The organism is Shewanella decolorationis (genome assembly GCF_004354305.1).
GTDB classification, from domain to species: Bacteria; Pseudomonadota; Gammaproteobacteria; order Enterobacterales; family Shewanellaceae; genus Shewanella; species Shewanella decolorationis.
In genome coordinates this window covers 564,380-590,689 of sequence record NZ_CP037898.1, presented here as the reverse complement: position 1 = coordinate 590,689, position 26,310 = coordinate 564,380, and the positions used below count along the sequence as shown (strand labels likewise).

General features: G+C 48.1%; 25 protein-coding genes. 12 read left to right on the top strand and 13 right to left on the bottom strand.

Annotated elements, in window-relative coordinates; translation table 11 throughout:
- Positions 1 to 39: 39 nt before the first annotated feature.
- Positions 40 to 1,446, bottom strand: a complete 1,407-nt coding sequence (dnaB, locus tag EYR25_RS02605; RefSeq protein ID WP_023268561.1) for a replicative DNA helicase — start codon at positions 1,444 to 1,446, stop codon at positions 40 to 42.
- Positions 1,447 to 1,571: 125 nt separating this feature from the next.
- Here dnaB and EYR25_RS02600 point away from each other — a divergent pair, with 125 nt between their 5' ends.
- The 8 genes from EYR25_RS02600 (at position 1,572) to hydF (ending at position 11,123) form a co-directional block, all read left to right on the top strand.
- A complete protein-coding gene (locus EYR25_RS02600; RefSeq protein ID WP_133178455.1) occupies positions 1,572 to 3,770 on the top strand; it encodes a S46 family peptidase in 2,199 nt (732 codons plus the stop codon).
- A 637-nt stretch (positions 3,771 to 4,407) separates the two neighbouring features.
- Positions 4,408 to 5,640: an iron hydrogenase large subunit HydA gene (hydA, locus tag EYR25_RS02595; RefSeq protein ID WP_133178454.1), complete on the top strand. Its 1,233-nt coding sequence runs from the start codon at positions 4,408 to 4,410 to the stop codon at positions 5,638 to 5,640.
- Between the two features lie 12 nt (positions 5,641 to 5,652).
- Positions 5,653 to 5,973, top strand: a complete 321-nt coding sequence (hydB, locus tag EYR25_RS02590) for an iron hydrogenase small subunit HydB (RefSeq protein ID WP_133178453.1) — start codon at positions 5,653 to 5,655, stop codon at positions 5,971 to 5,973.
- A gap of 13 nt (positions 5,974 to 5,986) precedes the next feature.
- Positions 5,987 to 6,670 carry a cytochrome b/b6 domain-containing protein gene (locus EYR25_RS02585; protein WP_133178452.1) on the top strand — a complete coding sequence of 228 codons (684 nt, stop codon included), beginning with the start codon at positions 5,987 to 5,989 and terminating at the stop codon, positions 6,668 to 6,670.
- A 70-nt stretch (positions 6,671 to 6,740) separates the two neighbouring features.
- Positions 6,741 to 8,180 carry a [FeFe] hydrogenase H-cluster radical SAM maturase HydG gene (gene hydG / locus EYR25_RS02580; RefSeq protein ID WP_133178451.1) on the top strand — a complete coding sequence of 480 codons (1,440 nt, stop codon included), beginning with the start codon at positions 6,741 to 6,743 and terminating at the stop codon, positions 8,178 to 8,180.
- Complete coding sequence (locus EYR25_RS02575; RefSeq protein ID WP_023268567.1) at positions 8,181 to 8,819, top strand: hypothetical protein; 639 nt, start codon at positions 8,181 to 8,183, stop codon at positions 8,817 to 8,819.
- Entirely contained in the window at positions 8,819 to 9,898 is a 1,080-nt protein-coding gene (hydE, locus tag EYR25_RS02570) for a [FeFe] hydrogenase H-cluster radical SAM maturase HydE (protein ID WP_133178450.1), read from the top strand. The genes EYR25_RS02575 and hydE overlap by 1 nt, the downstream gene beginning before the upstream one ends.
- The gene (gene hydF, locus EYR25_RS02565) at positions 9,882 to 11,123 is read left to right on the top strand and encodes a [FeFe] hydrogenase H-cluster maturation GTPase HydF (protein ID WP_165953454.1); all 1,242 of its coding nucleotides are present in this window, start codon (positions 9,882 to 9,884) and stop codon (positions 11,121 to 11,123) included. Before hydE ends, hydF begins: the two co-directional genes overlap by 17 nt.
- A gap of 157 nt (positions 11,124 to 11,280) precedes the next feature.
- Here the strand turns inward: hydF and rplI are convergent, their stop codons facing one another.
- The 4 genes from rplI to rpsF are packed head-to-tail and all read right to left on the bottom strand — an operon-like array spanning position 11,281 to position 12,718.
- Entirely contained in the window at positions 11,281 to 11,733 is a 453-nt protein-coding gene (gene rplI / locus EYR25_RS02560) for a 50S ribosomal protein L9 (RefSeq protein ID WP_023268570.1), read from the bottom strand.
- Between the two features lie 36 nt (positions 11,734 to 11,769).
- Positions 11,770 to 11,997 carry a 30S ribosomal protein S18 gene (rpsR, locus tag EYR25_RS02555; RefSeq protein WP_006083042.1) on the bottom strand — a complete coding sequence of 76 codons (228 nt, stop codon included), beginning with the start codon at positions 11,995 to 11,997 and terminating at the stop codon, positions 11,770 to 11,772.
- An 11-nt stretch (positions 11,998 to 12,008) separates the two neighbouring features.
- The gene (priB, locus tag EYR25_RS02550; RefSeq protein WP_011073673.1) at positions 12,009 to 12,314 is read right to left on the bottom strand and encodes a primosomal replication protein N; all 306 of its coding nucleotides are present in this window, start codon (positions 12,312 to 12,314) and stop codon (positions 12,009 to 12,011) included.
- 8 nt (positions 12,315 to 12,322) lie between these two features.
- Positions 12,323 to 12,718: a 30S ribosomal protein S6 gene (gene rpsF, locus EYR25_RS02545; RefSeq protein WP_011073674.1), complete on the bottom strand. Its 396-nt coding sequence runs from the start codon at positions 12,716 to 12,718 to the stop codon at positions 12,323 to 12,325.
- 224 nt (positions 12,719 to 12,942) lie between these two features.
- On the opposite strand from rpsF, the gene EYR25_RS02540 reads away from it, so the two are divergent.
- Both EYR25_RS02540 and EYR25_RS02535 read left to right on the top strand, forming a co-directional pair.
- Complete coding sequence (locus EYR25_RS02540; RefSeq protein WP_133182713.1) at positions 12,943 to 13,686, top strand: DUF481 domain-containing protein; 744 nt, start codon at positions 12,943 to 12,945, stop codon at positions 13,684 to 13,686.
- A 182-nt stretch (positions 13,687 to 13,868) separates the two neighbouring features.
- Positions 13,869 to 15,293 (top strand): MFS transporter, encoded by a 1,425-nt coding sequence (locus EYR25_RS02535; protein WP_133178449.1) that lies wholly within the window; start codon positions 13,869 to 13,871, stop codon positions 15,291 to 15,293.
- 59 nt (positions 15,294 to 15,352) lie between these two features.
- Here the strand turns inward: EYR25_RS02535 and rlmB are convergent, their stop codons facing one another.
- The 8 genes from rlmB to zapE all read right to left on the bottom strand — a co-directional run bounded on the left by rlmB (position 15,353) and on the right by zapE (position 23,236).
- The gene (rlmB, locus tag EYR25_RS02530) at positions 15,353 to 16,093 is read right to left on the bottom strand and encodes a 23S rRNA (guanosine(2251)-2'-O)-methyltransferase RlmB (RefSeq protein ID WP_133178448.1); all 741 of its coding nucleotides are present in this window, start codon (positions 16,091 to 16,093) and stop codon (positions 15,353 to 15,355) included.
- Positions 16,094 to 18,523: a ribonuclease R gene (gene rnr, locus EYR25_RS02525; protein ID WP_133178447.1), complete on the bottom strand. Its 2,430-nt coding sequence runs from the start codon at positions 18,521 to 18,523 to the stop codon at positions 16,094 to 16,096.
- 39 nt (positions 18,524 to 18,562) lie between these two features.
- Positions 18,563 to 19,219, bottom strand: coding sequence for a flagellar protein MotX (gene motX / locus EYR25_RS02520; protein WP_011715863.1), 657 nt, complete (start codon positions 19,217 to 19,219; stop codon positions 18,563 to 18,565).
- A 108-nt stretch (positions 19,220 to 19,327) separates the two neighbouring features.
- Positions 19,328 to 20,623 carry an adenylosuccinate synthase gene (locus EYR25_RS02515; protein ID WP_089068466.1) on the bottom strand — a complete coding sequence of 432 codons (1,296 nt, stop codon included), beginning with the start codon at positions 20,621 to 20,623 and terminating at the stop codon, positions 19,328 to 19,330.
- A 66-nt stretch (positions 20,624 to 20,689) separates the two neighbouring features.
- Positions 20,690 to 20,878, bottom strand: a complete 189-nt coding sequence (locus EYR25_RS02510; RefSeq protein WP_011715861.1) for a DUF2065 domain-containing protein — start codon at positions 20,876 to 20,878, stop codon at positions 20,690 to 20,692.
- A gap of 113 nt (positions 20,879 to 20,991) precedes the next feature.
- On the bottom strand, positions 20,992 to 21,384 hold the full coding sequence (gene rpsI / locus EYR25_RS02505; protein WP_006083052.1) for a 30S ribosomal protein S9: 393 nt from the start codon (positions 21,382 to 21,384) through the stop codon (positions 20,992 to 20,994).
- Positions 21,385 to 21,398: 14 nt separating this feature from the next.
- Positions 21,399 to 21,827, bottom strand: a complete 429-nt coding sequence (gene rplM / locus EYR25_RS02500) for a 50S ribosomal protein L13 (RefSeq protein WP_011073682.1) — start codon at positions 21,825 to 21,827, stop codon at positions 21,399 to 21,401.
- A 296-nt stretch (positions 21,828 to 22,123) separates the two neighbouring features.
- On the bottom strand, positions 22,124 to 23,236 hold the full coding sequence (gene zapE / locus EYR25_RS02495) for a cell division protein ZapE (protein ID WP_133178445.1): 1,113 nt from the start codon (positions 23,234 to 23,236) through the stop codon (positions 22,124 to 22,126).
- 456 nt (positions 23,237 to 23,692) lie between these two features.
- Here zapE and degQ point away from each other — a divergent pair, with 456 nt between their 5' ends.
- Positions 23,693 to 25,045, top strand: a complete 1,353-nt coding sequence (degQ, locus tag EYR25_RS02490) for a Do family serine endopeptidase DegQ (protein ID WP_133178444.1) — start codon at positions 23,693 to 23,695, stop codon at positions 25,043 to 25,045.
- Between the two features lie 125 nt (positions 25,046 to 25,170).
- The gene (gene degS, locus EYR25_RS02485; RefSeq protein WP_133178441.1) at positions 25,171 to 26,253 is read left to right on the top strand and encodes an outer membrane-stress sensor serine endopeptidase DegS; all 1,083 of its coding nucleotides are present in this window, start codon (positions 25,171 to 25,173) and stop codon (positions 26,251 to 26,253) included.
- Positions 26,254 to 26,310: the final 57 nt, after the last annotated feature.

Genomic DNA, 26,310 nt, shown 5'->3' with positions numbered 1-26,310 from the left:
AAGAATACATAAGCAGTGCTTAGCTTCTAACACTAGAAATTAATCTTCTTCAAACTGCGGGCCTGCGTAGTTATCAAAACGGGAAAACTGGCCTTGGAAGGTCAACCGCACACGTCCAATGGGGCCGTTACGCTGTTTACCAATAATGATTTCTGCCGTGCCCTTATCGGGAGAATCGTTGTTATACACCTCATCACGGTAAATAAACATGATGAGGTCCGCATCCTGCTCAATAGAACCGGATTCACGTAAGTCCGAGTTTACAGGACGCTTATCAGCACGTTGTTCGAGCGAGCGGTTAAGCTGGGAAAGAGCAATCACGGGGATCTCCAACTCTTTCGCCAATGCCTTGAGAGAGCGTGAGATTTCGGCAATTTCGAGTGTACGGTTGTCCGATAATGCCGGCACTTGCATCAACTGCAAGTAGTCGACCATGATCATCGATAAGCCACCATGTTCACGGGCAATACGGCGGGCACGGCTGCGCACTTCGGTCGGGGTTAGGCCTGAGCCGTCGTCGATATACATCTTGCCCTGCTCGAGCATGATCCCCATGGTCGAGGATACCCGCGCCCAATCCTCATCATCGAGTTGTCCAGTACGGATTTTGGTTTGATCGACGCGCCCTAGAGAAGCCAACATACGCATCATGATCTGTTCAGAGGGCATCTCGAGACTGAAAATCAGCACTGGCTTGTCTTCATTCATTGCAGCCTGTTCACACAGGTTCATCGCGAAGGTAGTTTTACCCATAGAAGGACGCGCCGCGACGATAATCAAGTCGCCGGATTGGAAGCCAGCAGTCATTCGGTCGAGATCTGTAAACCCACTCGACACCCCAGTCACACCGTTGTGGGGGTTGTTGTAGAGCTGCTCAATCTTATCGACGGTTTTTTCGAGAATGGTTTTAATGCCTTCAGGACCTTCATTGGCATTGGTACGCTGCTCGGCAATTTTAAAGACTTTACTCTCGGCTAAATCGAGCAAGGCGCTGGAGTCACGCCCTTCGGGATTGTAACCCGCATCGGCAATCTCATGGGCGACACGGATCATCTCCCGTACCACGGCGCGCTCACGCACGATCTCAGCGTAGGAAACAATGTTACCCGCGCTCGGGGTGTTTTTGGCAATCTCGCCTAAATAGGCAAAGCCACCCGCTTCTTCGAGTTGGTTTTCCACTTCAAGCTGTTCAGAAACCGTAATTAAGTCGATGGGTTGACCACTTTCGACTAAACGGTGCATGGCCGCAAAAATCATGCGGTGGGAGCGGGAATAAAAATCCTCTTTCACCACAGTCTCGGCCACTTTATCCCAAGCGTCGGCGTCTAACATCAGGCCACCTAAGACCGATTGTTCAGCCTCTATCGAATGCGGCGGCAGCTTTAAGCTATCGACCTGCACATCTGTCGGCTTATTCTTAGGTTTAAACGCACCTTGTTGTGACATTAACACTCCCGATTTCCAACAACTTAACAAAATATGATATAAAACCCGCGTCAAGCAAACAGGTGGTTTACATTCGCCTGTTACCTCATTCCAACGGACACTCTAACTAAAAATAAGGAAAGAACATGCGTATTGCATTGGTTGCAGCCTTAGTACTGACCTCTGGCGTAGCAACAGCCGATGAAGGACAATGGCAACCCTATCAAATGCCTTCAATTGCGGACAAACTCAGCGCACGTGGAATCGATATTCCCGCTGATAAATTAGCCGATCTCACCAGTTATCCTATGAATGCCGTTGTCGGGCTGGGCTATTGTACCGCCAGTTTTGTCTCGCCCCAAGGGCTAGTTGTGACAAACCATCATTGTGCCTACAAGGCGATACAATATAACACTAAGAAAGAACATAACTATCTCGAACAGGGCTTTTTAGCCACCTCGATGGATAAAGAACCGTCGGCAGGTCCAAACGAGCGTTTATACATCACCGAAGCCGTGACCAATGTCACCAGCGATGTCACCAAAGACTTAAGTCAAGATCCGCTCAAACGCTACGAAGACATTGAAAACCACAGCAAAGCCTTGATCAAAAGCTGTGAGGCCGATGATAACTACCGCTGTAACGTTCGCAGCTTCCACAATGGATTGGAATATTACCTCATCAAGCAATTGATGATCCGCGATGTGCGCTTAGTATACGCGCCACCAGAAAGCGTTGGCGCTTATGGCGGTGATATCGATAACTACGAGTATCCACGCCACTCGGGCGATTTTGCCTTCCTGCGTGCCTATGTAGGTAAAGATGGTAAGCCAGCAGCCTACAGCGAAGATAACATTCCTTACACGCCAAAGAGTTACCTGAAAGTAAACGCCGATGGTGTGAAAGCGGGCGACGGCGTATTTGTGGCGGGTTACCCTGGCACCACCAGCCGTTACAATCTCACCAGCGAGCTTAAATTTGCTAGCGACTGGTTGTATCCCACTCAGGCAAAACGCTATCAATTACAGATTGATACTATCGAAGCCATGGGTCAGGAAGATGCCGACATCGCCATTAAATATGCGGGCAATATGGCGTCGATGGCGAACCGGATGAAGAAACTCAACGGTCTGCTGGCTGGCTTTAAAGCCACGGATATCGTCGGCATTAAGCAGCAACGCGAAGATGATTTTCTGGCTTGGTTAAAGAAAAACCCAACTCTTAATCAAAACCTTATCAGCGAATTGGAAGTTTTATTGGCCGAGCAGCAACTGCAAACCCAAACCAATTATTACTTCACCAACGCCCAATCGAGCACGCTGCTCACTGCGGCCAATAGCCTTTATCGCTTAGCCAAGGAAAAGCAAAAGAGCGATGCCGAGCGTGAAATCGGTTACCAAGAGCGTGACCTTGCCATGTTCAGCTCGCGCCTGAAGCGTATCGACTCCAGCTTTGACGTTAAAGTCGATAAAACCCTGTGGTTACAAGATTTAAATGCTTATTTATCACAGCCTAATCGCGTTGCTGCTTTAGACAATATGCTGAATCTGGACGATAAAAATGTCAGCCTAGAAGCAAAACTCGATGGCCTGTATTCGCTAACGACGCTAACCGACCAAGCGCAACGTCTGGCGTGGATGGACGCCGATGCGAAGGCTTTTGAAACCAGCAGCGATCCGTTTATCCGCCTCGCTGTCGCGTTATATGACACTAATATGGTGCAGGAAAAGGCTGAAAAAATCCTGGCGGGTAAACTGTCTACTGCGCGTCCTGCCTACATGGCTGCCGTTATCGACTACTACAAAGCCAACAACTGGCCAGTGTATCCGGATGCAAACGGCACTCTACGTATCAGCTACGGTATGGTCGATGGTTATCAATCCCGCGATGCGCTGTACAAACAGCCATTTACTCGCCTTGATGGTATTGTAGCCAAGCACACCGGCGTTGAGCCCTATAACGCACCGAAAAAACTGCTCGATGCAATCCATGAGCAGCGTTTTGGCAATCACTTAGTGAAATCTGTCTATCAAGATCCACGCGGCTGGATTTGCCGTCTGTTCTCTTGCTTAGACAAGCCAGAAGAATTTAACTCAGTGCCAGTTAACTTCTTATCGAGTGTGGATACCACGGGGGGTAACTCGGGTTCCCCTGTCTTTAACGGTAAAGGCGAACTCGTCGGTCTTAACTTCGACTCTACCTATGAAGCCATTACTAAAGATTGGTTCTTCAACCCCACCATCACCCGCGCCGTACACGTGGATATCCGTTATATCCTGTGGATGATGGATGAAGTAGACCATGCCGATAATTTAATTAAGGAACTCGATTTAGTGAGAAATTAATATAAAATTAATATTCAGCATTAATTGATAATAAAATTAGCTGATATTAATCCAATTAATTTAATCTACATAAATTAAGCATCTTTTAAAACCGTTCAAAGAATACTCTTTGGACGGTTTTTTATTTTATTCAATTTACTAATTTGTGATCTGTCGCGTGATGTATTAGCGAGTTAAGTTACCAATCTAGCTTAATTAGCATAATTTAAATCAAGAGTTTTTATGGACAATTTGTCCAATCACAAAAACAAAACAAGTGATAACACCCTCATAATGCAATAAATCACACCGCAAGCCTTTAAAATACAACAAATAGTGTTAGGCGATTAGCCACATCAAAATAAGTCATTGTATAAAAACAACAAAAAACATAAACACTAATAACAAACAAACATAGAAGTCTACTTTTATTTCTAAAAAATTATCAAAAATAGCCAATTAAACCATTAAAAACGCCTGTTTTATCAAAAACAATAAAACTTGATCATTCTCAAGTTTTTTCCAAAGCCAATTTCCTATTATCCAGCCGTTTAAAAAGTTACCAATACGCTTTTGCCATAGGCATAAGCTGCTAAATAAATACATTAAATAACACTGAAAATATAATTCAGGTTGAAAATGAGGAACGCGAAATCCTATGACAGCGACAACTTATCAACCGGGAGAAATCCAAGGGCTGATCAAGATAAATGCATCTAAATGCAAAGGATGTGATGCTTGCAAACAGTTCTGCCCAACCCATGCCATTAATGGCGCCTCGGGTGCTGCGCACTCTATTGATGAAGATAAATGCTTAAGCTGCGGCCAATGTTTAATTAACTGCCCGTTTAGTGCCATTGAAGAAACCCATAGCGCCCTTGAAACCGTCATTAAAAAACTCGCCGATAAAAATACTACAGTCGTTGGCATTATCGCCCCGGCGGTGCGGGTCGCAATTGGTGAAGAATTCGGTTTAGGCACAGGCGAACTCGTGACGGGTAAGCTCTATGGTGCGATGAATCAGGCAGGCTTTAAGATTTTCGACTGTAACTTTGCCGCCGATCTCACCATTATGGAAGAAGGCAGTGAGTTTATTCATCGCCTCCATGCCAATGTTAAAGGTGAAGAAAATGCAGGGGCGCTGCCGCAGTTCACCTCCTGCTGCCCAGGTTGGGTGCGTTACCTAGAAACCCGCTATCCAGCGCTATTACCTAACCTGTCGACAGCAAAATCTCCCCAACAAATGGCTGGAGCGGTCGCCAAAACCTATGGCGCTAAAGTGTATCAAATGCAGCCAGAGAATATTTTCACTGTCTCTGTGATGCCTTGTACCTCGAAAAAACTCGAAGCCTCACGCCCCGAATTTAACTCGGCTTGGCAATACCATCAGGAACATGGGGCTAACGCGCCTTCGTACCAAGATATTGATGCCGTGCTGACCACAAGGGAAATGGCTCAATTGCTCAAAATGCTCGATATCGACCTCGCTAATACACCCGAATATCAAGGCGATAGCTTGTTCTCTGAATACACTGGCGCGGGCACTATCTTTGGTACCACAGGTGGCGTGATGGAAGCGGCATTACGTACCGCCCACAAGGTGCTCACTGGTACTGAAATGGCCAAATTAGAATTTGAACCCGTACGCGGGCTAAAAGGCGTCAAATCGGCTTCCGTCAGCCTGTTTGATACTCAGCTCAACCAGAATGTCACCGTCAATGTCGCAGTAGTACACGACATGGGCAACAACATCGAACCCGTGCTACGCGACGTAATGGCTGGCACCTCGCCCTATCACTTTATCGAAGTGATGAACTGCGCTGGCGGTTGTGTCAACGGTGGAGGCCAACCTATTGAAGGTAAAGGCTCTTCTTGGCTTGGTAACATTTAACGGAAAACGGATATGAACAAGAAAAAACACCTATTTGCCGAGGACAGTTTCTTTCTGTCACGCCGTAAGTTTATGGCCGTCGGTGCAGCCTTTGTCGCCGCCTTAGCCATTCCTATTGGTTGGTTTACCAGCAAGCTTGAGCGCCGCAATGAGTACATTAAGGCCAGAAGCCAAGGGTTATATAAGGACGACAGCCTAGCGAAAAAGCGTGTCAGCCACGCCAACCCTGCGGTAGAGAAATACTACAAAGAATTCGGTGGCGAGCAATTAGGACATATGTCTCACGAGCTGCTGCACACCCACTTTGTCGACCGCACTAAATTAAGCTCTTGATTGGAGATGAAAAATGCATCAAGAACATGATATGAGACCCATTTTAAAACATCCGCTAAACGTCAGGATCTTCCACTACATCCTGCTACTGAGCTTTTTGCCGTTAGCCGCGACGGGTTTGTTATTGTTTTTTAAACCGCTTTCCCAAGAAGGTATGCAGCTAACCTATGATGTGCACATCATTGCGGGGATTGTTATGGCCCTCGATGCCGTGGCATTTACCATCATGGCATTCGACCGAGTGGTGCTATTTATCGCCCGCGTGTTCAGCTTCTCCGAGCGTGACGTGAAATGGTTTATGGTGTTAGGGGGTTACCCACAGAAATTCTTAATGGGTAAAAAAGTGCCTATCCCTCCGATGAACAAGTACAACTCTGGCCAGAAGCTCTTTGGTGCCTGCGTACTGATTGGCGGCACAGTGCTTATCCTCTCCGGCTTAGTGCTGTGGCTTATCCCCCACGCTGCGCCGCGGGATATAGTGTGGTTTTTAGGTCAAGCCCATTTAGTCTCAGGCCTAGTGTTAACCGCCTTCTTACCCGTGCATTTATTCCTCGCGGTGTACCGCTTCGATGACTTCAAAGCCATGATGATCCACGGCAATGTGCCCTACCATGATGCCGCCGAGTACACCCCGCTATGGGTCAAAAATGAAATTGCCCCCGTCGCCACAAACGGCGAACAACTGACCAGCAAATAGCAAGGTCTCCTGCGGCAGTTGCTCAAAAACTGCCGCATTTCTGCATTCACACTCAAGGGCATAGATAACCATGAGCACACACGAGCATCATTCCATTACCATTTCGGACTACAATCCCAACATCAGTTTTATCGACGATAAGGCGATTTGGCAGGCCATTGAAGACGCTAGCAATCCGAGTCGCGAGCAAGTCCTCGCCATTCTCGACAAAGCGCGCCAATGCGAAGGCTTAAGCATTCAAGAAACCGCTCTCCTACTGCAAAACCAAGATAAAGCGCTGGATGAAGCACTCTTTGCCGTCGCCCGTGAGATTAAAAACACCATTTACGGCAATCGTATTGTGATGTTTGCGCCGCTGTATGTGTCGAATCATTGCGCCAACAGTTGTAGCTACTGCGGCTTTAATGCCGATAATCATGAGCTAAAACGAAAGACCTTAAAACAGGATGAGATCCGCCAAGAAGTTGCGATCCTCGAAGAAATGGGCCACAAACGGATCTTGGCCGTTTATGGCGAGCATCCACGCAACAATGTGCAAGCCATTGTTGAAAGTATTCAAACCATGTACAGCGTTAAGCAGGGCAAGGGTGGCGAAATTCGCCGTATCAACGTCAACTGCGCGCCAATGAGTGTGGAAGACTTTAAACAACTTAAAACCGCGGCGATAGGCACTTATCAATGCTTCCAAGAAACCTATCATCAAGACACCTACAGCCAAGTCCATCTTAAAGGTAAAAAAACCGACTTTTTATACCGCCTATACGCCATGCACAGGGCAATGGAAGCGGGAATCGATGATGTCGGTATCGGCGCCCTCTTTGGCCTGTATGACCATAGATTTGAGCTGCTCGCCATGCTCACCCATGTTCAGCAACTCGAAAAAGACTGTGGCGTTGGCCCGCATACTATCTCCTTCCCGCGGATAGAACCCGCCCATGGCTCCGCTATCAGTGAAAAGCCGCCCTATGAGGTCGATGATGACTGCTTTAAGCGCATTGTAGCCATCACTCGCCTCGCCGTACCTTATACAGGCTTGATTATGAGTACACGGGAGAGCGCGGCCCTACGTAAAGAGTTGTTAGAACTCGGCGTATCACAAATCAGTGCAGGCTCACGCACTGCGCCGGGTGGCTATCAAGACAGCAAGCTAAATCAACACGATGCCGAGCAATTTAGCCTTGGCGATCATCGCGCCATGGATGAGATCATCTATGAATTAGTTACGGATTCGGATGCCATCCCCTCTTTCTGTACAGGCTGTTACCGTAAAGGGCGCACTGGCGATCACTTTATGGGATTAGCCAAACAGCAGTTTATTGGCAAGTTCTGCCAGCCGAATGCCTTGATCACCTTTAGGGAATATCTGAACGACTACGCCAGCGATAAAACCCGCGAGGCAGGTAACGCCCTGATAGAGCGAGAGCTCGCCAAAATGAGTCCATCACGGGAACGTAATGTGCGTGGCTGTTTGCAAAAAACCGATGCGGGTGAACGGGATATCTATCTTTAAATGGCACCTTATTTATTTTCTGAGCCCGGCGTGCAGTTGCATTTTGGCCTTAACACTAGCGCCTTACTGAATGCGATAGAGCGCGCTGATGTAATCGTGTTACACGCGGCGATTTACAGTAATTTTGCCGATAATGCCGTGGGGCAGTTGTTATTAAAGCGGCTACAAAACGCCCGCTTAAGGCAACTCACCCTGATTAAACTTGAGCCCACTCGTCTATGGCGGGATGAGTTTGCCACCATCTTAAGACCTGAGATGCCACTGCCGGAAGTGGAACGACTCTATGAAAACTCCCGCCACTGGTGCGCCGAGCTTAAAACGCAGTTTCCTGAGGTCGTCAATCTAGTCTCGACCCAAGCGCTGCCACTGCAACCTATATTGCTGATTGGCGATAGGCTCTTTGTCGGTCATTACGCCCATAGCCATACCACTTCGGCTCAGGGGCTTTGGGTAGAGTTTGATGCTATTGCTTTAGGCCTTGCGCCAAACAGCTTAATCGATTGGTTTTATTCCGGCGTCACCGCAGAGCAAGACTCTCCGGTGGCAATACCCCTTGGCCGTTACGTGGAAGAATGTCGCCGCGCCGTAGGCGATCTCTGGTATCAAAGTGTGATTGCGCTGGATAAGGAGCGTCACTGATGCATGCCTGTCATATCCCAATCATTCAGCAAACACCTTCCTGTACGCAACCAAGTTTGCTCAAACCTATAGCGCTCAGTTATGCGCAAATCCTTGAGCTGCTCCAAGGGCAGGACGATGAATGGCTGTTTAGCCGCGCGCAGCTCGCCACTGAGCTCGAATTTCAGCTACAGGTTTATTTACGCGGCATTGTTGAATTTTCGAATCATTGCCGTAACCACTGCCATTACTGTGGACTGCGTAGCGAGAATCGGCAGGTAAAGCGTTATCGGCTCTCGAACGAAGAAATCCTCAGCGCGGTGAATAACATAGCTGCACTCGGCCTCGGCACTGTGGTGCTGCAATCGGGGGATGATTTTAGCTACAGTTGCAAGCGCATCAGTAGCCTTATCAGTGAAATTAAGCAGCGCCATAACCTGGCAATCACCCTCTCCCTTGGCGATCGCAAACATCATGAATTGGAAAACTGGCGTGAGGCGGGTGCCGATCGTTATTTACTCAAGATGGAAACCTTCGACCGCGCCCTCTTTGCTCGCTGTCGCCCTAAAGCCCATTTCGATGAACGAATTGCAAGACTTACTCACCTTAAGTCACTCGGCTTTCAGACAGGTTCCGGCATCATCATCGATTTACCTGGGATGACTGACGCTATCTTAGCCCGCGATATTCAATGCTTGACTGAGCTGCAGCTCGATATGCTGGCCTGCGGCCCTTTTATCGCCCATGCACAAACTCCATTTGCCACATCGCCCAACGGCAGCGCCCTTAAGAGTCATAGGGTGAGTGCGATTTTGCGACTGATGAATCCTGGGGCGAATATCCCTGCGACCAGCTCCCTCGATGCCCTCGAAAAAGGCGCACGGGAACAGGCACTAAAGCGAGGTTGCAATGTGATTATGCCCTCCTTCACCCCAACACAAGTGAGTGCCGATTACAGCATTTATCCGGGAAAAAACCAGCAACAACATCCGGCAGCAGAGCGACTTAACCAAGTCTGCCAGCAAATTCAAAGCCATGGGCTACTGCCATCCTTTAGCCGTGGTGATTCAAAAAGGAACCAATATGTGTCAAGGCATTAATCCACAAGAGCATTCCCAAAACCAATCGGCATCACGGGGCATGCGTTACCATATCGCCTTAGTCGGTCGACGCAATGCGGGTAAGTCTTCTCTGCTCAATATGATCGCGGGGCAACAGATCTCCATTGTGTCCGATATTAAGGGCACCACGACGGATGCCGTAGCCAAGGCCTATGAGTTGCAGCCCCTGGGGCCTGTGACCTTTTATGACACTGCCGGTATCGATGATGACGGAGAATTAGGTGCAATGCGGGTGAAGGCAACTCGTAAAGTATTGTTCCGCTCCGATATGGCACTCTTGGTGGTGGACGAACAAGGGCTTTATCCATCGGATATCGCCTTAGTAAACGAAATACAGCAGATGCGAATGCCAATATTGGTGGTCTTCAATAAGGCTGATATCTACATGCCTAAAACTGAAGATATTGCCTTCTGCCAACAGCAATCATTACCTTATATTGTGGTCTCGGCTACCACAGGTCTTGCGGCCAAAACACTTAAGCAGCAGATTATCGATTTAGCACCCGCGGAATATAAGCAAGAGCCACTGCTAGCGGGCGACCTCTATCAAGCGGGGGACATTATCCTCTGCGTCGTACCAATCGATATGGCAGCACCGAAAGGACGCTTAATCCTGCCGCAGGTACAGATCCTTAGGGAAGCATTGGATCGCAGCGCGATCGCAATGGTGGTGAAAGAAACAGAACTAGAAAAGGCATTATCCGTCGTCACCCCCAAACTGGTGATCTCAGATGCTCAGGCGATTAAACAAGTCGCTGCCCTAGTACCAGCATCGATTCCACTCACGACTTTCTCAACTCTGTTTGCGCGCTTTAAAGGGGATTTGCCCACCCTTGCCGCAGGCGCTGAGGCGTTAGATAAATTGCAAGATGGCGATAAAGTGCTCATCGCCGAAGCCTGCAGCCACAATGTCCAAGAGGATGATATCGGCCGAGTCAAACTTCCCCGCTGGATAAATAGCTATACGGGTAAACAACTCGAATTTATCGTGACGTCCGGCCACGACTTTCCCGATGATTTAGAGCAATACGCCCTCGTCATCCACTGCGGTGCCTGTATGTTTAATCGTAATGAAATGCTTCGCCGCATCCACGAATGCCAACGGCGCAATGTGCCTATCACTAACTACGGGGTCACGATTTCACAGCTACAGGGCGTACTACCACGGGTGCTTACGCCTTTTAACAACAGTCTTCAGCAATAACATATTGAGCCTTAGTGCCAGGCTTAGCTGCGATGAAGTAGCTAAGCCTGTTTATCCTTGATGCTGACAAACAACCACTTACACAACAATACGAACTAAATCGCGCCCATAAAAAAACACCGCCGAAGCGGTGTTTTTCATTTAAAGCAGTTGGTAATTAAGCTTCTGCAACAACAGATACTTTAACAACAGCTTTAACTTCAGTGTGTAACTGAACTTCAACTTCGAAGTCGCCAGTAGTACGCAGAGCGCCTAATGGTAAACGAACTTCTGATTTAGCCAGTTCAACGCCAGCAGCAGTTACTGCATCAGCGATGTCACGAGTGCCAACTGAACCAAACAGTTTGCCTTCATCACCAGCTTTAGAAGCGATAACAACAGCTTCCAGAGCAGCGATTTTTTCAGCGCGTTGGTTAGCAGCAGCCAGATCAGCAGCTAATTTAGCTTCTAATTCAGCGCGACGAGCTTCAAATACTTTAACGTTGCTTTCGTTAGCAACAACAGCTTTACCTTGTGGCAGCAGGTAGTTACGAGCGTAACCAGCTTTAACTGCAACTTGGTCACCCAGGTTACCCAGGTTAGCGATTTTATCAAGCAGAATAACGTTCATTATCAAATCCTCTATATTCGATTAGGAATACTGCAATTACTGATGTAAATCAGTGTATGGCAGTAGAGAAAGATAACGAGCACGCTTGATTGCGCGAGCTAGTTGACGCTGATATTTAGCACTAGTACCAGTGATACGGCTTGGAACGATCTTGCCGCTTTCAGTGATGTAGTTCTTTAAAGTAACGATATCTTTGTAATCAATTTCTGCAACACCTTCAGCGGTGAAACGGCAGAACTTGCGACGACGGAAATAACGTGCCATTTGACAGTCTCCTAAGTTTTCAATTCGACATTTTCGGCATGGATGACTAAGCGATTTTGGCCATTGCGCCCCTGTTGAAGCGTCATAAAACCTTGAACTTGTACTTCCACACCTGCTTTCAGATTGTCTGCCACGCTCTCAAAGCGTGGGCCACTCAATATCACTTGTATTTGTACGTAGACGTTGCGGAGCATATCTGCTTCATAACGCTGCGATTTGTGTTCTAGCATTATCACACTGTGTGCGATGCCTGCCGGGCTTTTAAAGCGTCTGGAACGGGTTATGGTTCCTGACAACACCAAGTTATTGGTGGTCACAGATAAACTTACTCAGCGATTTCTTCAGCGTTAGCTTCATCATATGAGCGGTCGCCAGCTGGGCCACGACGTGAATCGCGCTCATCTTTAGCTTTCGCCATTGGAGATGCTTCGGTGATGGCACCTTTAGTACGCATTACCATGTTACGCAGAACTGCGTCGTTGAAACGGAAAGCAGTTTCTAGCTCTTCAATCGTCTCTGCTGGTGCTTCAACGTTCATCAGAACGTAGTGAGCTTTGTGCAGGTCTTGGATTGGGTAAGCCAGTTGACGACGGCCCCAATCTTCTAAACGGTGGATTTTGCCGTTAGCTTCGGTGATTGCACCGGTGTAACGCTCAATCATACCTGGTACTTGTTCACTTTGATCTGGGTGAACCATAAATACGATTTCGTAATGACGCATTTATTGCTCCTTACGGTTATGTAGCCTCGTTATTGGCTCAGTCAGACCAAGTGGAGGCAAGGAACGAAAATAGTGACTGATTCGAGCGCGAGATAGTACAGAAAGCAGACGCGAAACTCAAGCAATAACTTTGCCTCAACCCGCAATACGGGTATGATGACGCCTCACCCCTATTCGGATATCAGACACCAGCCATTCAAGAACCCTGACTAATGTTACGAGCAATGCTAAAAGTTATCGCCCCTGTGAGTTCGTTTTGCCTATCTTTTCCGGCACTTGCGCTTGTGCCTCCCGATTATCAGGAACCGCCAAGCGATTTTACTGCAGAAGTCGAAGCTGGCTTACAGTTGAACACGGGCAATACCGAATCAAGCAGTTTTAATGGTCGCACCCAACTGATTTACGATACCAAGCAAACAAAACAAGAAGCCACGCTAAAAGCGTATTTCGCCTCAGAGAAAAACCAAACCACCTCAGAGAAGTACGAACTCCAACTCCAGAGCAACTATAAACTCACCAAGGGCTATATCTTTGGCCGTGGCGATTTTACTTGGGATCAGTTCGGTAGTTATACCCAAATCTCAACCCTTTCTTCGGGTTATGGTTTTAATGCCATTAACAGCTATAAAACCAAACTCAGCCTCGAAGTCGGCCCAGGTTATCGATACAACCTACCTGCGGAATCAGTCTCAGAGCCCGATCCCGCCGCCGAAAAGGATGTGATTTTACGTACTGCGGCTAAGTTTTCGCAAAAATTGCAGGAATACACCAGCATCAATGCCGATCTCACCGCCGAGGTGGGCGAGAATAACAATACCCTCACCCTCGATATGAACTACAAGAACTTAGTGTTTCAGGACTGGGCATTTAAAATCGGCATGAACATCAAGTACACCGAAGTCGTCCCAGAAGGCAGTAAGCAGACTGACACAGTCACCACCTTTAACTTGCTCTATACCTTTAGATAATCAAGATACCCAATGGTTTGGCTGAAACCTAAATTCCCCCATTCAGCCAAATCCCATTTCAATCGGATTTAGTGACCCATACACAAAAACGATAAATTAGTCATTAAATTCCAACATTTTGCAACACGGAATACACACCAACACCTGATATACTCTCCCTGCAATCATACAAGGAGTAGTTAATGGCAAATCCGCTACGCACTTTCGCCTCTTTATATAGCACGACTCTATTAACTGTGTTGGCAGGCGGTTTACTCACCACCTATTTAGGCCTGCGCCTATCGGTAATACAGGTTCCACAGCTATGGATAGGCGGCATGATGTCGGCCTATTACGTCGGCCTAGTGGCTGGTTCTAAGATTGGCCACCGTTTGATTGCCCAAGTTGGGCATATTCGCGCCTTTGTCGCCAGTGCCGGGATAGTGGCCGCCTCCGCCCTCGGCCATGCCTTAGTGGATGAGCTAGTGGTTTGGATCCTCTTAAGGCTTATCGTCGGTATGGGCATGATGTGCCAATACATGGTGCTCGAAAGCTGGCTAAATGAGCAGGCCGAAAGCAGCCAACGCGGCACAGTGTTTGCCAGCTACATGATAGTCTCGTACTTCGGTTTAATATTGGGCCAAGGTGCGATAAGCCTCTATCCTGAGCTCGGCCTAGAGCCACTGTTACTGATCGCCATCTGCTTTGCCCTGTGTATTGTCCCCATTTCCTTGACTCGCCGGATTCACCCGGCGCCACTGGTGCCCGCGCCCTTAAAAATCGCCCACTATTGGCGCAAAGCCCCGCAAGCTCTGACTACCATAGCGATAGGCAGCATGATTGTCGGCTCCTTTTACGGCTTAGCCCCCGCCTATGCGAGTAACTTAGGTTTACCGCCCGAGAAAGTCGCCACTTATATGACGGCCACCATTCTCGCGGGTCTGCTGGCACAATGGCCAATGGGGAAGCTATCCGACATTATGTCCCGCAGTCGACTTATCCGCATTAACTGCGTACTGCTTGGGATCTTAGCCTTAGCTATCGCCCTCACGCCTTACCATCCCACACTCTCACTGGTGATGACGTTTCTGTTCGGTATTCTTGGCTTTACCTTCTACCCCTTGGCGACGGCACTGGCCAACTCCCGGGTCGAGCAGAGTGAAAGGGTCGGTCTGTCGGCCACCATATTACTGACCTTCGGCCTTGGCGCCAGTATCGGCCCGCTTATCGCCTCAACCTTAATGCAATGGCTCGGCAATAGCATGCTCTATGGCTTTATGTCGGCCTGTACCTTAATTCTATTTTTACGCCTGCGTTATGTTCACTCACAACAAAAGGCCGAAACCAATGTAACTCAAGACTATATCATGGCAACTGGTGACTTAGTTTCATCCCCATTAGCAGCTGCACTCGACCCAAGGGTTGATGTCGAATCAGTGCAAGAGCAAATGACCGCCTCGCCCACCAACGATGAAGAAGATTTAGGTGCCGATGCCCTAGAGGATAATGACAGTGATAGCGAACAACAGCTGACATTCGAGTTTGAATTTAACCCAGAGCAATCCTTTATTGAGGCAGAAAGTAACGACCTAGAGAACTCGAATCTCGATGCAGCGAAAAAGGCTTAAAAGCTAATTACTTGCAATAAAAAAGACGGGCTTGCCCGTCTTTTTACTGAATATATCAATTAGCTACGACGTTGACGCACTGCTTCGAATAGGCAGATGCCCGTTGCGACAGACACGTTTAAGCTAGAAACGCTCCCCGCCATCGGAATCGAGACCAAGGTATCGCAACATTCACGACTTAGACGGCGTAAGCCTTTGCCTTCGGCGCCCATCGCAATCGCCAGCGGTCCTTTAAGATCGGCTTGATATAGCTCACAATCCGCTTCGCCCGCCGTGCCAACAATCCACACGCCCTTTTCCTGCAAATGACGCATGGTGCGCGCAAGGTTAGTCACTTGGAATAAGGGCACTGTTTCGGCTGCACCACAGGCTACTTTACTCACCACAGCCGTTAAACCTACTGAGTTGTCCTTAGGTACAATAATGCCCTGCACACCCGCGGCATCGGCGTTACGTAGGCAAGCACCTAGGTTATGCGGATCGGTAACACCATCTAAAATCAATAAAAATGGTAAGTCAGTCTGAGCTAACAGCTCATCTAAGTCATGCTCTCCAAGGATTTTAGCCGCTTTAACACGGGCAACAATGCCTTGATGCTGAGCACTCTCGGCTTTATCGTCCAATACTTTGCGTGAGGTCACTTGGATGCTAGTACCAAAAGCTTTAGCTTGGCGGATCAGCGGCGTTAAGCGCTCATCTTCACGGCCCTGCAACAGCCAAAGTTCAATAATGCGCTCTGGGCTGTGTTTTAACAGAGCTTCAACTGCGTGGATCCCAAAAATAATATCTTGTTTCTTCATTTACTTCTTTCTCGTGCTCCGCTTCGCGGCCTTTGGCTTTTTCGCCGAATTTTTTACGCTTTTCTTAGGCTTAGCGCCTGCTTTAGACTTAGACTTACTCGCCCCAGCTTTATCCGAACCAGCTTTCGATTTCGCACCTGTCGATTTAGCTGCCTTAGCCATTTTTGCGCCTTCACGGTTTACCCGCTCACGCGCTGTCATCGGTTTTTCTCGACTCGGCGCAGACTTACGGCGACCGCCTTTTCCGCTGTCGCCAAGCATGACTAAGTCAATCTGTCTATCATCCAAGTTTACCGCAGCCACTTTTACCGTGACGGGATCACCCACTTGATAGACTTGACCTGTGTGCTCGCCAATCAAACGCTGACGCATAGGATCGAACTGATAATAATCGCTGCCTAGGCTAGAAATATGCACTAAGCCATCGATAAATAAGTCATTTAAGCGAACGAATAAACCAAAGTTAGTGACAGAGGCAATAACCGCCTCAAAGGTGTCACCCACATGGTCCTGCATAAATTCACATTTCAACCAGTCGCTTACATCACGTGTGGCTTCATCGGCACGGCGCTCGGTATTCGAACATTCTTCGCCTAAGAGATCTAACTCATCGAGTTGATAATGGTAGCCACCATCGGATGTCCACTTCTCATTGGCTTCGCCTTTTTCCTTCGCCAATAAATAGCGGATCACGCGGTGCAGCACTAAGTCAGGATAACGACGAATTGGCGAGGTGAAGTGCGCATATTCTTCGAGTGCTAAACCAAAGTGGCCTTCGTTATCAGGTGTATAGATAGCTTGGCGCATTGAGCGCAGCAACATCACTTGAATAAGCTCGGCGTCGGGGCGATCGGCGATTTGCAGCATTACATTCTGATAATCCGCAGGCGTTGGCTCGAGTCCGCCGCCCATGCTTAAACCACGTTCGGCCAGAAACTCTTTAAAGTTTGCTAGCTTCTGCTCAGAGGGCGACTCATGCACGCGATAGAGAATTTCACCCTTGTGCTTTTTCACAAACTTAGCGGCCGATACGTTGGCCAAAATCATACATTCTTCAATGATTTTATGAGCTTGATTACGCGCTCTTGGCACAATCTTATCGATCTTGCGCTGGTCGTTAAAAATAAACTGTGTTTCTAAGGTCTCAAAGGCAATCGCCCCACGCTCGGCGCGCTGTTGATCAAGCGCTAAATAGAGCGACTGCAAACATTGCAGGTGCGGGAATAGCGCTTCATGCTCAGGCGCAATCGGTCCGCCTTCGAGCATGGCGGCCACTTGGGTGTAAGTGAAACGCGCATGTGAATGCATCACCGCGGGATAAAACTTATAACCCGACAACTTACCGCGTGCCGAAATCGTCATCTCAGCGACCATACACAGGCGATCGACGTGGGGATTAAGCGAGCACAGGCCGTTAGAGATTTTCTCCGGCAGCATAGGGATCACTTGCGATGGGAAGTATACAGAGTTACCACGGGCACGGGCTTCGGTATCTAAGGCCGAATCGGTACGCACATAGTAGCTCACATCCGCAATCGCCACCCACAGACGCCATCCACCACTGGGCTTAACTTCGGCGTATACCGCATCGTCAAAGTCGCGGGCATCTTCACCATCGATAGTCACTAAGGGCAGATCTCGCAGATCGACGCGGCCAACTTTATCGGCTTCAGTCACTTCATCGGGGATGCGGCGCAGTTTTTTCTCAATCACCGCCGACCAAGTGTGGGGTAAATCGTAATTACGTAGGGCAATTTCGATTTCCATTCCCGGCGCCATTTGCTTGCCGAGCACTTCAGTGATTTTACCCGCCGCTTTCACGAATCGACCCGGACGGCGGGTCAGTTCAACCACGACCACATCGCCTTGACGGGCGCCATTACGATCTTCGGTAGCGATTAAGATTTCTTGGGTAATGCGCTTATCATCGGCAATCACAAATGCCATGCCGCTATCGACGTGGAATCGCCCCACAATGGCGGCACTGCGCGGCTGGATTAGACGGACAATACGGGCCTCGCGGCGGCCTTTACGGTCCATACCGGCTTTTTGGGCCAGTACTTTATCGCCATGGAAATACATCAGCATGTCGCGATTTGAGATAAATAAATCGTCGCCACCTTCGTCAGGTTTAAAGAAGCCATAGCCTTCTCTGTGCCCAAGGACAGTGCCGGAAATCAGATCCATTTTTTCAGGTAAGCCGTAGCTTTGACCGCGAGTAAATACCAGTTCACCGTCACGCTCCATCGCCCGTAAACGGCGACGCAGGGCTTCTAACTGTTCTTCATCGTGGATCTGCAGTGCAACAGCGATGCTGTCACGGGTAATAGGTGATTTTTGAGAACGTAAGTACTCGATAATATACTCACGACTTGGGATAGGGTTTTCGTACTTATCCTGTTCACGCTCGAAATGAGGGTCTTTGATCATTCAATATCCAATATTTCTGTCTCAATCAGTAGAGACAACTCAACGGGTTCGCAAGTGCTCTTGCTGGGCCCGCGCCACTGCACTGGCGGGCATTTTAGCGGCTAACACCTGCAGTAATGACAAGGCTTTTTTCTTGGTCGCCTCATCGGTAAATACATTGTTGTATAACCAGTTATAGGCCATTTCATAGTCCCTTGGACTACCATAACCTTCACCGTATAAACGAACCAGCATCATCCGCGCGGCTAAACTGCCGCTCGCCGCCGCTGGCAATAAATAATTGACCGCACGGTCTTTATTACGAATAACAAACTTACCATTTTGATAATATTCGGCAAGTTTCACCATGGCCTCAGGGCTGCCCTGCTCGGCCGCCTCTTGCAATAATCCCATCCCTTTGACTGCATTGGCTTTTACGCAGGTACCATGGTTGAGCATTTCCCCCCACAAAAACTGATACAGGGGCTGCTTTAAGACTTCAGCGCGCGCTTCGATATCTTGCACTAACTGACAGTCATCTTGCTTAACTCTTGCCAGATATTTTTCGCCACGGATCATTTCAAGTAATTGATCTTGAGAATAAATATCCACTGCCTGTGTTTCAGCAAAGCACATTGAAGATACTAAGGGCAGCAGCGCAACTAAGGCAGTACGTAGCATAACGACTCTCAATGACAATAGGGTGAATACTTGCATCGGCAGTATAACCTATTTCTTGAGCTCAAGCCGAATTTCTAACCACAGAAAACAAACAGGAAGGAACAACAAAGGAAGAAAAGGCCGTGAAACACGGCCTCTACGATTTTAGTTAAATGGGCTAACTAAAATCATCGTTTCATTACGGTCTGGACCGGTAGAAATGATGTCGATCGGCGTTTCTAACAACTCTTCAATACGCTTGATGTAGTTGATAGCTGCTTGCGGTAACTGCTCTAAAGAGGTCGCACCGAAAGTTGACTCGCTCCAGCCTGGCATAGTTTCATAAACAGGTGTGACCTGCTCATAACCTTCAGCCGCTAATGGCGTAACCTTAGAAATAGTGCCATCTGGATGTTGGTAGCCCACACAGATCTTCACTTCTTTCAGGCCATCGAGTACGTCTAACTTAGTTAAGCAGAAGCCGCTTACACTGTTGATTTGTACTGCACGGCGCATTGCCACTGCATCTAACCAACCTGGACGACGCTTACGACCGGTAGTCGCACCAAATTCATGACCTTTAGTCCCTAAATGATCACCCACTTCACATAAGAGTTCAGTTGGGAAAGGACCAGCACCCACGCGAGTGGTGTATGCCTTCATGATACCTAAGACATAGTCTAAATGACGTGGACCAAAGCCGCTGCCTGTCGCCACACCACCTGCGGTAGTGTTTGACGAAGTCACAAACGGATAAGTACCGTGGTCTATGTCTAACAGCGTACCTTGTGCACCTTCGAACAGAATTGGCTCACCCGCTTTACGCGCGTTATCCAACAGTTCAGTTACGTCAACACACATGCTCTTCAGGTAGTCAGCTAAAGCTAACGCATCGCTCAGTGTTTGCTCGTAATCTACGGCGTCAACTTTGTAGTACTCTGTCAGCATAAAGTTATGATATGCCATAACTTCTTTCAGCTTTTCAGCAAATAGTTCAGCATTGAACAGATCGCCCACACGCAGACCGCGACGGGAAATCTTGTCTTCATACGCAGGACCAATACCACGACCCGTAGTACCAATAGCTTTGTTACCGCGCGCTTTTTCGCGAGCGATGTCTAAGGCACAGTGGAATGGTAGGATCAGCGGACATGCTTCAGAGATCAGCAGACGTTCCTCAACCGGAATGCCGCGCTCTTTAAGCATGTTGATCTCTTTCATCAGGGCGTCAGGTGCAAGCACTACACCGTTACCGATAATGCATTTCACATTGTCACGTAGGATACCTGATGGGATCAGATGAAGTACGGTTTTATCGCCATTGATCACGAGAGTGTGACCCGCGTTGTGACCGCCTTGGTAGCGAACTACATATTTTGCCTGTTCTGTTAGAAGGTCGACAATCTTACCTTTTCCTTCGTCACCCCATTGGGTGCCGAGAACAACTACGTTTTTGCCCATTGTTTGCTGCAAGGTTGTGGTTAAAAATGGATTCTAACAGATTTTAAACCGCAAGTGGTAAGGCATTTATGAAAAAATAATCAAAATGACCAGCCCCGCGGTGACTAAAGAACCGCCAATCCGGCGTAAAACTTGCTGATTTTGATGGGAAAGCTCGTTCAAATATCGGCGCCATTTATTGGGGAATAACAAAGGCCCCACACCCTCTAAAATCAACACTAATGCCACGGCCAGCATAAATAACTGTAAGCTCATCTTCCCCTCTCTTCGAACTGTCAGCAAAAAACACTTTCATTAACACGAGCATAGCCAATTTTAGGTAATAAAAAACCCAGCATAAGCTGGGTTTTTTGAGATTCCAAAACGTATTAACGCTTAGAGAATTGTGGCTTACGACGTGCTTTACGTAGACCCACTTTCTTACGCTCAACTTTACGAGCGTCACGGGTTACGAAACCAGCAGAACGTAATGATGGACGCAGAGCTTCATCTAATTGCATCAGGGCACGAGTGATACCGTGACGGATTGCACCTGCTTGGCCAGTGATACCACCGCCCTTAACAGTTACATAGATGTCCAGCTTGTCAGTCATTTCAACTAGTTCTAATGGTTGACGAACAACCATACGAGCAGTTTCACGACCAAAGTATTGGTCCAAAGGACGTTGATTTACAACGATGTTGCCACTACCAGCTTTAGCGAATACGCGTGCTGTAGAGGTTTTGCGACGGCCAGTGCCGTAGTACTGAGTTGCAGCCATTTGCTTAATCCCGTTTAGATATCAAGAACTTGAGGTTGTTGTGCAGCGTGGTTATGTTCTGCGCCAGCGTAAACTTTCAGTTTACGGAACATGGCACGGCCCAGAGGACCTTTTGGTAACATACCCTTAACTGCTTTCTCGATGATCATTTCTGGCTTGTGAGCTTGCAGCTTTTCAAAGCTGATTTGCTTGATGCCACCAGGGAAGCCTGAGTGCGAGTAGTACGTCTTGCCTTGCGCTTTGTTACCAGTAACAGTAACTTTCTCAGCGTTGATAACGATGATGTAATCACCAGTGTCAACGTGAGGAGTGTATTCTGGCTTGTGCTTACCGCGTAAACGCAGAGCGATTTCGGTAGCGATACGACCTAAAGTTTTGCCGTCAGCATCAACGACGAACCAGTCACGAGTTACAGTTTCTGGTGTAGCAGTAAAAGTCTTCATTATTACAAAAACCCAAAGTTAATTTCTGTCTCACATGTTGCCTACAATGGTAAACAACACAAAATTGCCTTTCAGTACCCCTTCGAGTACTTAACTCGGCGTACAACTTCCACCTAGTTTGGTGGAGTAACGTGGGCAGGTGGCGGATTATAGACAAACGTGAGCTAAAAATCACCTGATATTTTGACAAAAATCATAAAAAATCGATCTGTGAGGCTGATTTTCACTGGGATGGATGAGCCACAGGAGGTTTGCATAAAAAACGCGCTAACCTCCAATGATTGGCACTCACTAACCTAAGGTAAATGCTCTGATTTTAAGTAATCGTGGGATTGCATTTCGATTAAGCGAGAGCGACAGCGTCTAAATTCAAAACTCAATAAGCCATCGGCATAAATCTCTTCCAGCGGCACCTGCGCGGAAACGATCAACTTAACATTACGCTCGTAAAACTCATCCACCATGGCCAAGAAACGTCTGGCGATATCATCACCCGTTAAAAATGCGCCCATTTGCTCTATGCCACTCACCAACACGGTATGATAAATCCGCGCCAGCTCCATATAATCGCGCTGACTACGAGGGCCATCGCATAAGGCTCTGAAATCCGCGAGCAACACGCCTTGCGCCTGTTGACGTATGCTGATTGCACGTCCTTCAATCTCAATCGCATCGGTTAACACTTCGGCCTCGGGGGCTAACTGGCGGAAATAACGCAGCAGGTTAGTGTCGGCCTCTTCATCAAGTGGATGGTGATAAATCTCAGCCTGCTCGAGAGTGCGCAGACGATAGTCGATGCCCGAATCCACATTGAGCACTTCACAATGTTGATTGATCAAGGCGATCGCAGGAAGGAATCGTGCCCGTTGCAATCCGTTTTTATACAAATCATCGGGAATGATGTTTGAGGTCGCCACTAAGACCACGCCTTCTTTAAAGAGAGCTTGGAATAAGGTGCCAAGTAGCATGGCATCTGTGATATCAGAGACAAAAAATTCATCAAAACAAATGACTCGGTATTTCGCGGCCATTTGTTTGGCAATCACTAGTAAAGGATCGCGGGTGCCTTTAAGCGCATCCAGATCCAAATGCAGTTGATGCATAAAACGGTGAAAGTGTGCCCTTAATTTTTGATTACCTGGCAGCGCATCAAAAAAGGTGTCCATTAAATAGGTTTTGCCACGACCAACACCGCCCCACAGATACAACCCCTTAGGCGCGACAGGCGCAGACTTAAGGCCAAAGGAGGTCAATAACTTGCCTAATAGTGAGCTTGGCGCTTCGGCAGCGGTTAAATCTTCGTAGACGCGTTGCAGTGCCTTTACGGCCATTTCCTGCGCGGGATCATGGGAAAAACCATCACGAGTAAGATCTTTTTGGTAATGCTGCCAAGGGCTTAACTGGGGCACGTTATAATTCTCTTTTATCCTTTGGAAAAACTGCGTCGATATTACCACGGCCAATCTGGTGCGGCATATATTTATCCCCTAACAAGCGAAAGGACGCTGGATTCCATATTTCGGCACTCGGCGACAAAAAAGCAAGATTGAGCGTTAAAGGATAAAAACTTATTTATAAAGCGCTATGCTGTTAACTTATTTCACGCGACGATTGAAACATTTTAATACTTGAAAAAGGCCTTAAAAGCCCACAGGTTTCACTTAAGTTACACTCAATAAAATGCTGATAAAATAGCCGTTAAGAAATTAACCTTTGTTAATATTGATGAACTTTTTCAATGAGGTGCGTGTCCGAATGGTTACCTAGGCAAATAGCCGGTAACGATACAGATTCGATCTGGTGCGGACACAACTCACGACGCATTACATCCAGATCCTTGATCCCTTATTTGGAGTTATGAATAGATGAAAACGAAACTATCTGTACTTTCAGCCGCAATGTTAGCCGCAACTCTAACAATGATGCCCGCTGTCTCACAGGCCGCTATTCCGCAATCTGTTGAGGGTCAATCCATTCCAAGTCTTGCGCCTATGCTAGAGCGCACGACCCCCGCCGTGGTTTCTGTCGCGGTTTCTGGCACGCACGTTTCTAAACAACGTGTCCCCGATGTGTTCCGTTATTTCTTCGGCCCCAATGCACCGCAGGAACAAGTGCAAGAGCGTCCTTTTAGAGGCTTAGGCTCAGGCGTGATTATCGACGCAGATAAAGGCTATATCGTCACCAACAACCATGTGATCGACGGTGCCGATGATATCCAAGTCGGCCTGCACGATGGCCGTGAAGTTAAAGCCAAACTGATTGGTACCGATTCAGAGTCTGACATTGCCTTATTACAAATCGAAGCGAAAAACCTAGTTGCAATCAAAACCTCCGACTCAGATGAACTGCGGGTTGGTGACTTTGCCGTCGCCATTGGTAATCCCTTTGGTTTAGGCCAAACCGTCACCTCAGGGATCGTCAGCGCCCTAGGCCGTAGTGGTTTAGGCATTGAAATGCTTGAAAACTTTATCCAAACCGATGCGGCGATTAACAGCGGTAACTCGGGTGGCGCGCTGGTTAACCTAAAAGGTGAGCTGATTGGTATTAACACCGCGATCGTAGCGCCAGGCGGTGGTAACGTGGGTATCGGTTTTGCGATCCCCGCCAACATGGTGAAAAACCTCGTGGCACAAATTGCCGAGCACGGTGAAGTTCGCCGTGGCGTACTGGGGATTTCAGGCCGTGATTTAGATAGCCAACTTGCCCAAGGCTTTGGCTTAGATACCCAGCACGGTGGTTTTGTGAATGAAGTGACCGCAGGCAGCGCCGCTGAAAAAGCCGGCATCAAGGCAGGCGATATTATCGTTAGCGTCGATGGCCGTGCGATTAAGTCGTTCCAAGAGCTGCGTGCAAAAGTCGCGACTATGGGCGCGGGTGCCAAGGTTGAACTGGGAATTATCCGCGATGGCGATAAGAAAACCGTGAATGTCACCTTAGGTGAAGCAAGCCAAACCACTGAAAAAGCTGCGGGCGCTGTGCACCCCATGCTACAAGGTGCCTCGTTAGAAAACGCTTCTAAAGGGGTGGAAATCACCGAAATAGCCCAAGGCTCGCCTGCGGCAATGAGCGGCTTACAAAAAGGCGATGTGATTGTCGGCATTAACCGTTCGGCGGTAAAAGATCTGAAATCACTCAAGGAGCAACTCAAAGATCAAGAAGGCGCTGTCGCCCTGAAGATCCTCCGTGGTAAGAGCTTGTTGTACTTAGTGCTGCGTTAATCGGTACGCCGCTCTGATCTTTATCCCATTATCAGATGCGGATCAGCATAGGGAACGCGGGTTCCCTATGCTTTAACTTGTTAAACATGTTAATCTAACTCACCTTTTTCAATACTTAGCCTGCCATGACAATAAAAGAAACTCTGTTATATCTCGGTAAAGCCGTACTCTTCGGCCTTATCATGGCGGCCATGTTTTTGTTAGTTACACACTACTTCGACAATAAAAATCTCGGCAGCTCGTTACTGCAAAACCGTGGTAACAACACGGTCGAACTCTCCTTTGCTAAGGCCGTCCGCCGTGCCGCCCCTGCCGTGGTCAATATTTATAGCTTAAGTATCGATCAGAGTCGTCCGCTGAACTCTGGTTCCCTCCAAGGCCTAGGCTCTGGGGTGATAATGAGTAAAGAAGGCTATATTCTCACGAATTATCATGTGATTAAAAAAGCCGATGAAATTGTGGTGGCTCTGCAGGATGGCCGCAAATTCACCTCGGAAGTGGTCGGTTTTGATCCCGAAACCGATCTTTCCGTGCTTAAGATCGAAGGCGATAATCTTCCCACAGTGCCAGTCAATCTCGACAGCCCACCGCAGGTTGGCGATGTGGTATTAGCCATTGGTAACCCCTATAACCTCGGCCAAACCATTACCCAAGGGATTATCAGCGCTACGGGTCGTAACGGCTTAAGTTCTGGTTATTTAGACTTTTTACAAACAGATGCTGCAATTAACGCCGGTAACTCAGGCGGCGCCTTAATCGACACTAACGGTAGCCTGATTGGTATCAACACTGCCGCCTTCCAAGTGGGCGGCGAAGGTGGCGGACACGGGATTAACTTCGCGATCCCGATTAAATTGGCCCACAGCATTATGGGTAAACTGATTAAAAATGGTCGAGTGATCCGTGGTGCCTTAGGGATCTCTGGCGAGCCGATTAATCCCGTTGTTGCGCAAATCCTCAACCTGCCCGATTTACGCGGCGTATTAGTCACTGGTGTCGATCCTAATGGCCCCGCAGCACGGGCGCAGCTACAACCAAGGGATGTGATCATCAAATACGATGGCGAAGATGTGCCTGGGGTCGAAATGCTGATGGATAGAATTGCCGAAACTACTCCCGGCAAGAAAGTCATGATGACGGTTATTCGCCAAGGCAAAGAGCAAGTACTGCCTGTGATTATCGATGAAAAAGTCGTCGTCGATAATTAAGCTCAATAGCTGACCTTGTTAACCTCAGAATGAGGCATGTATAAAACCTCATTCTGA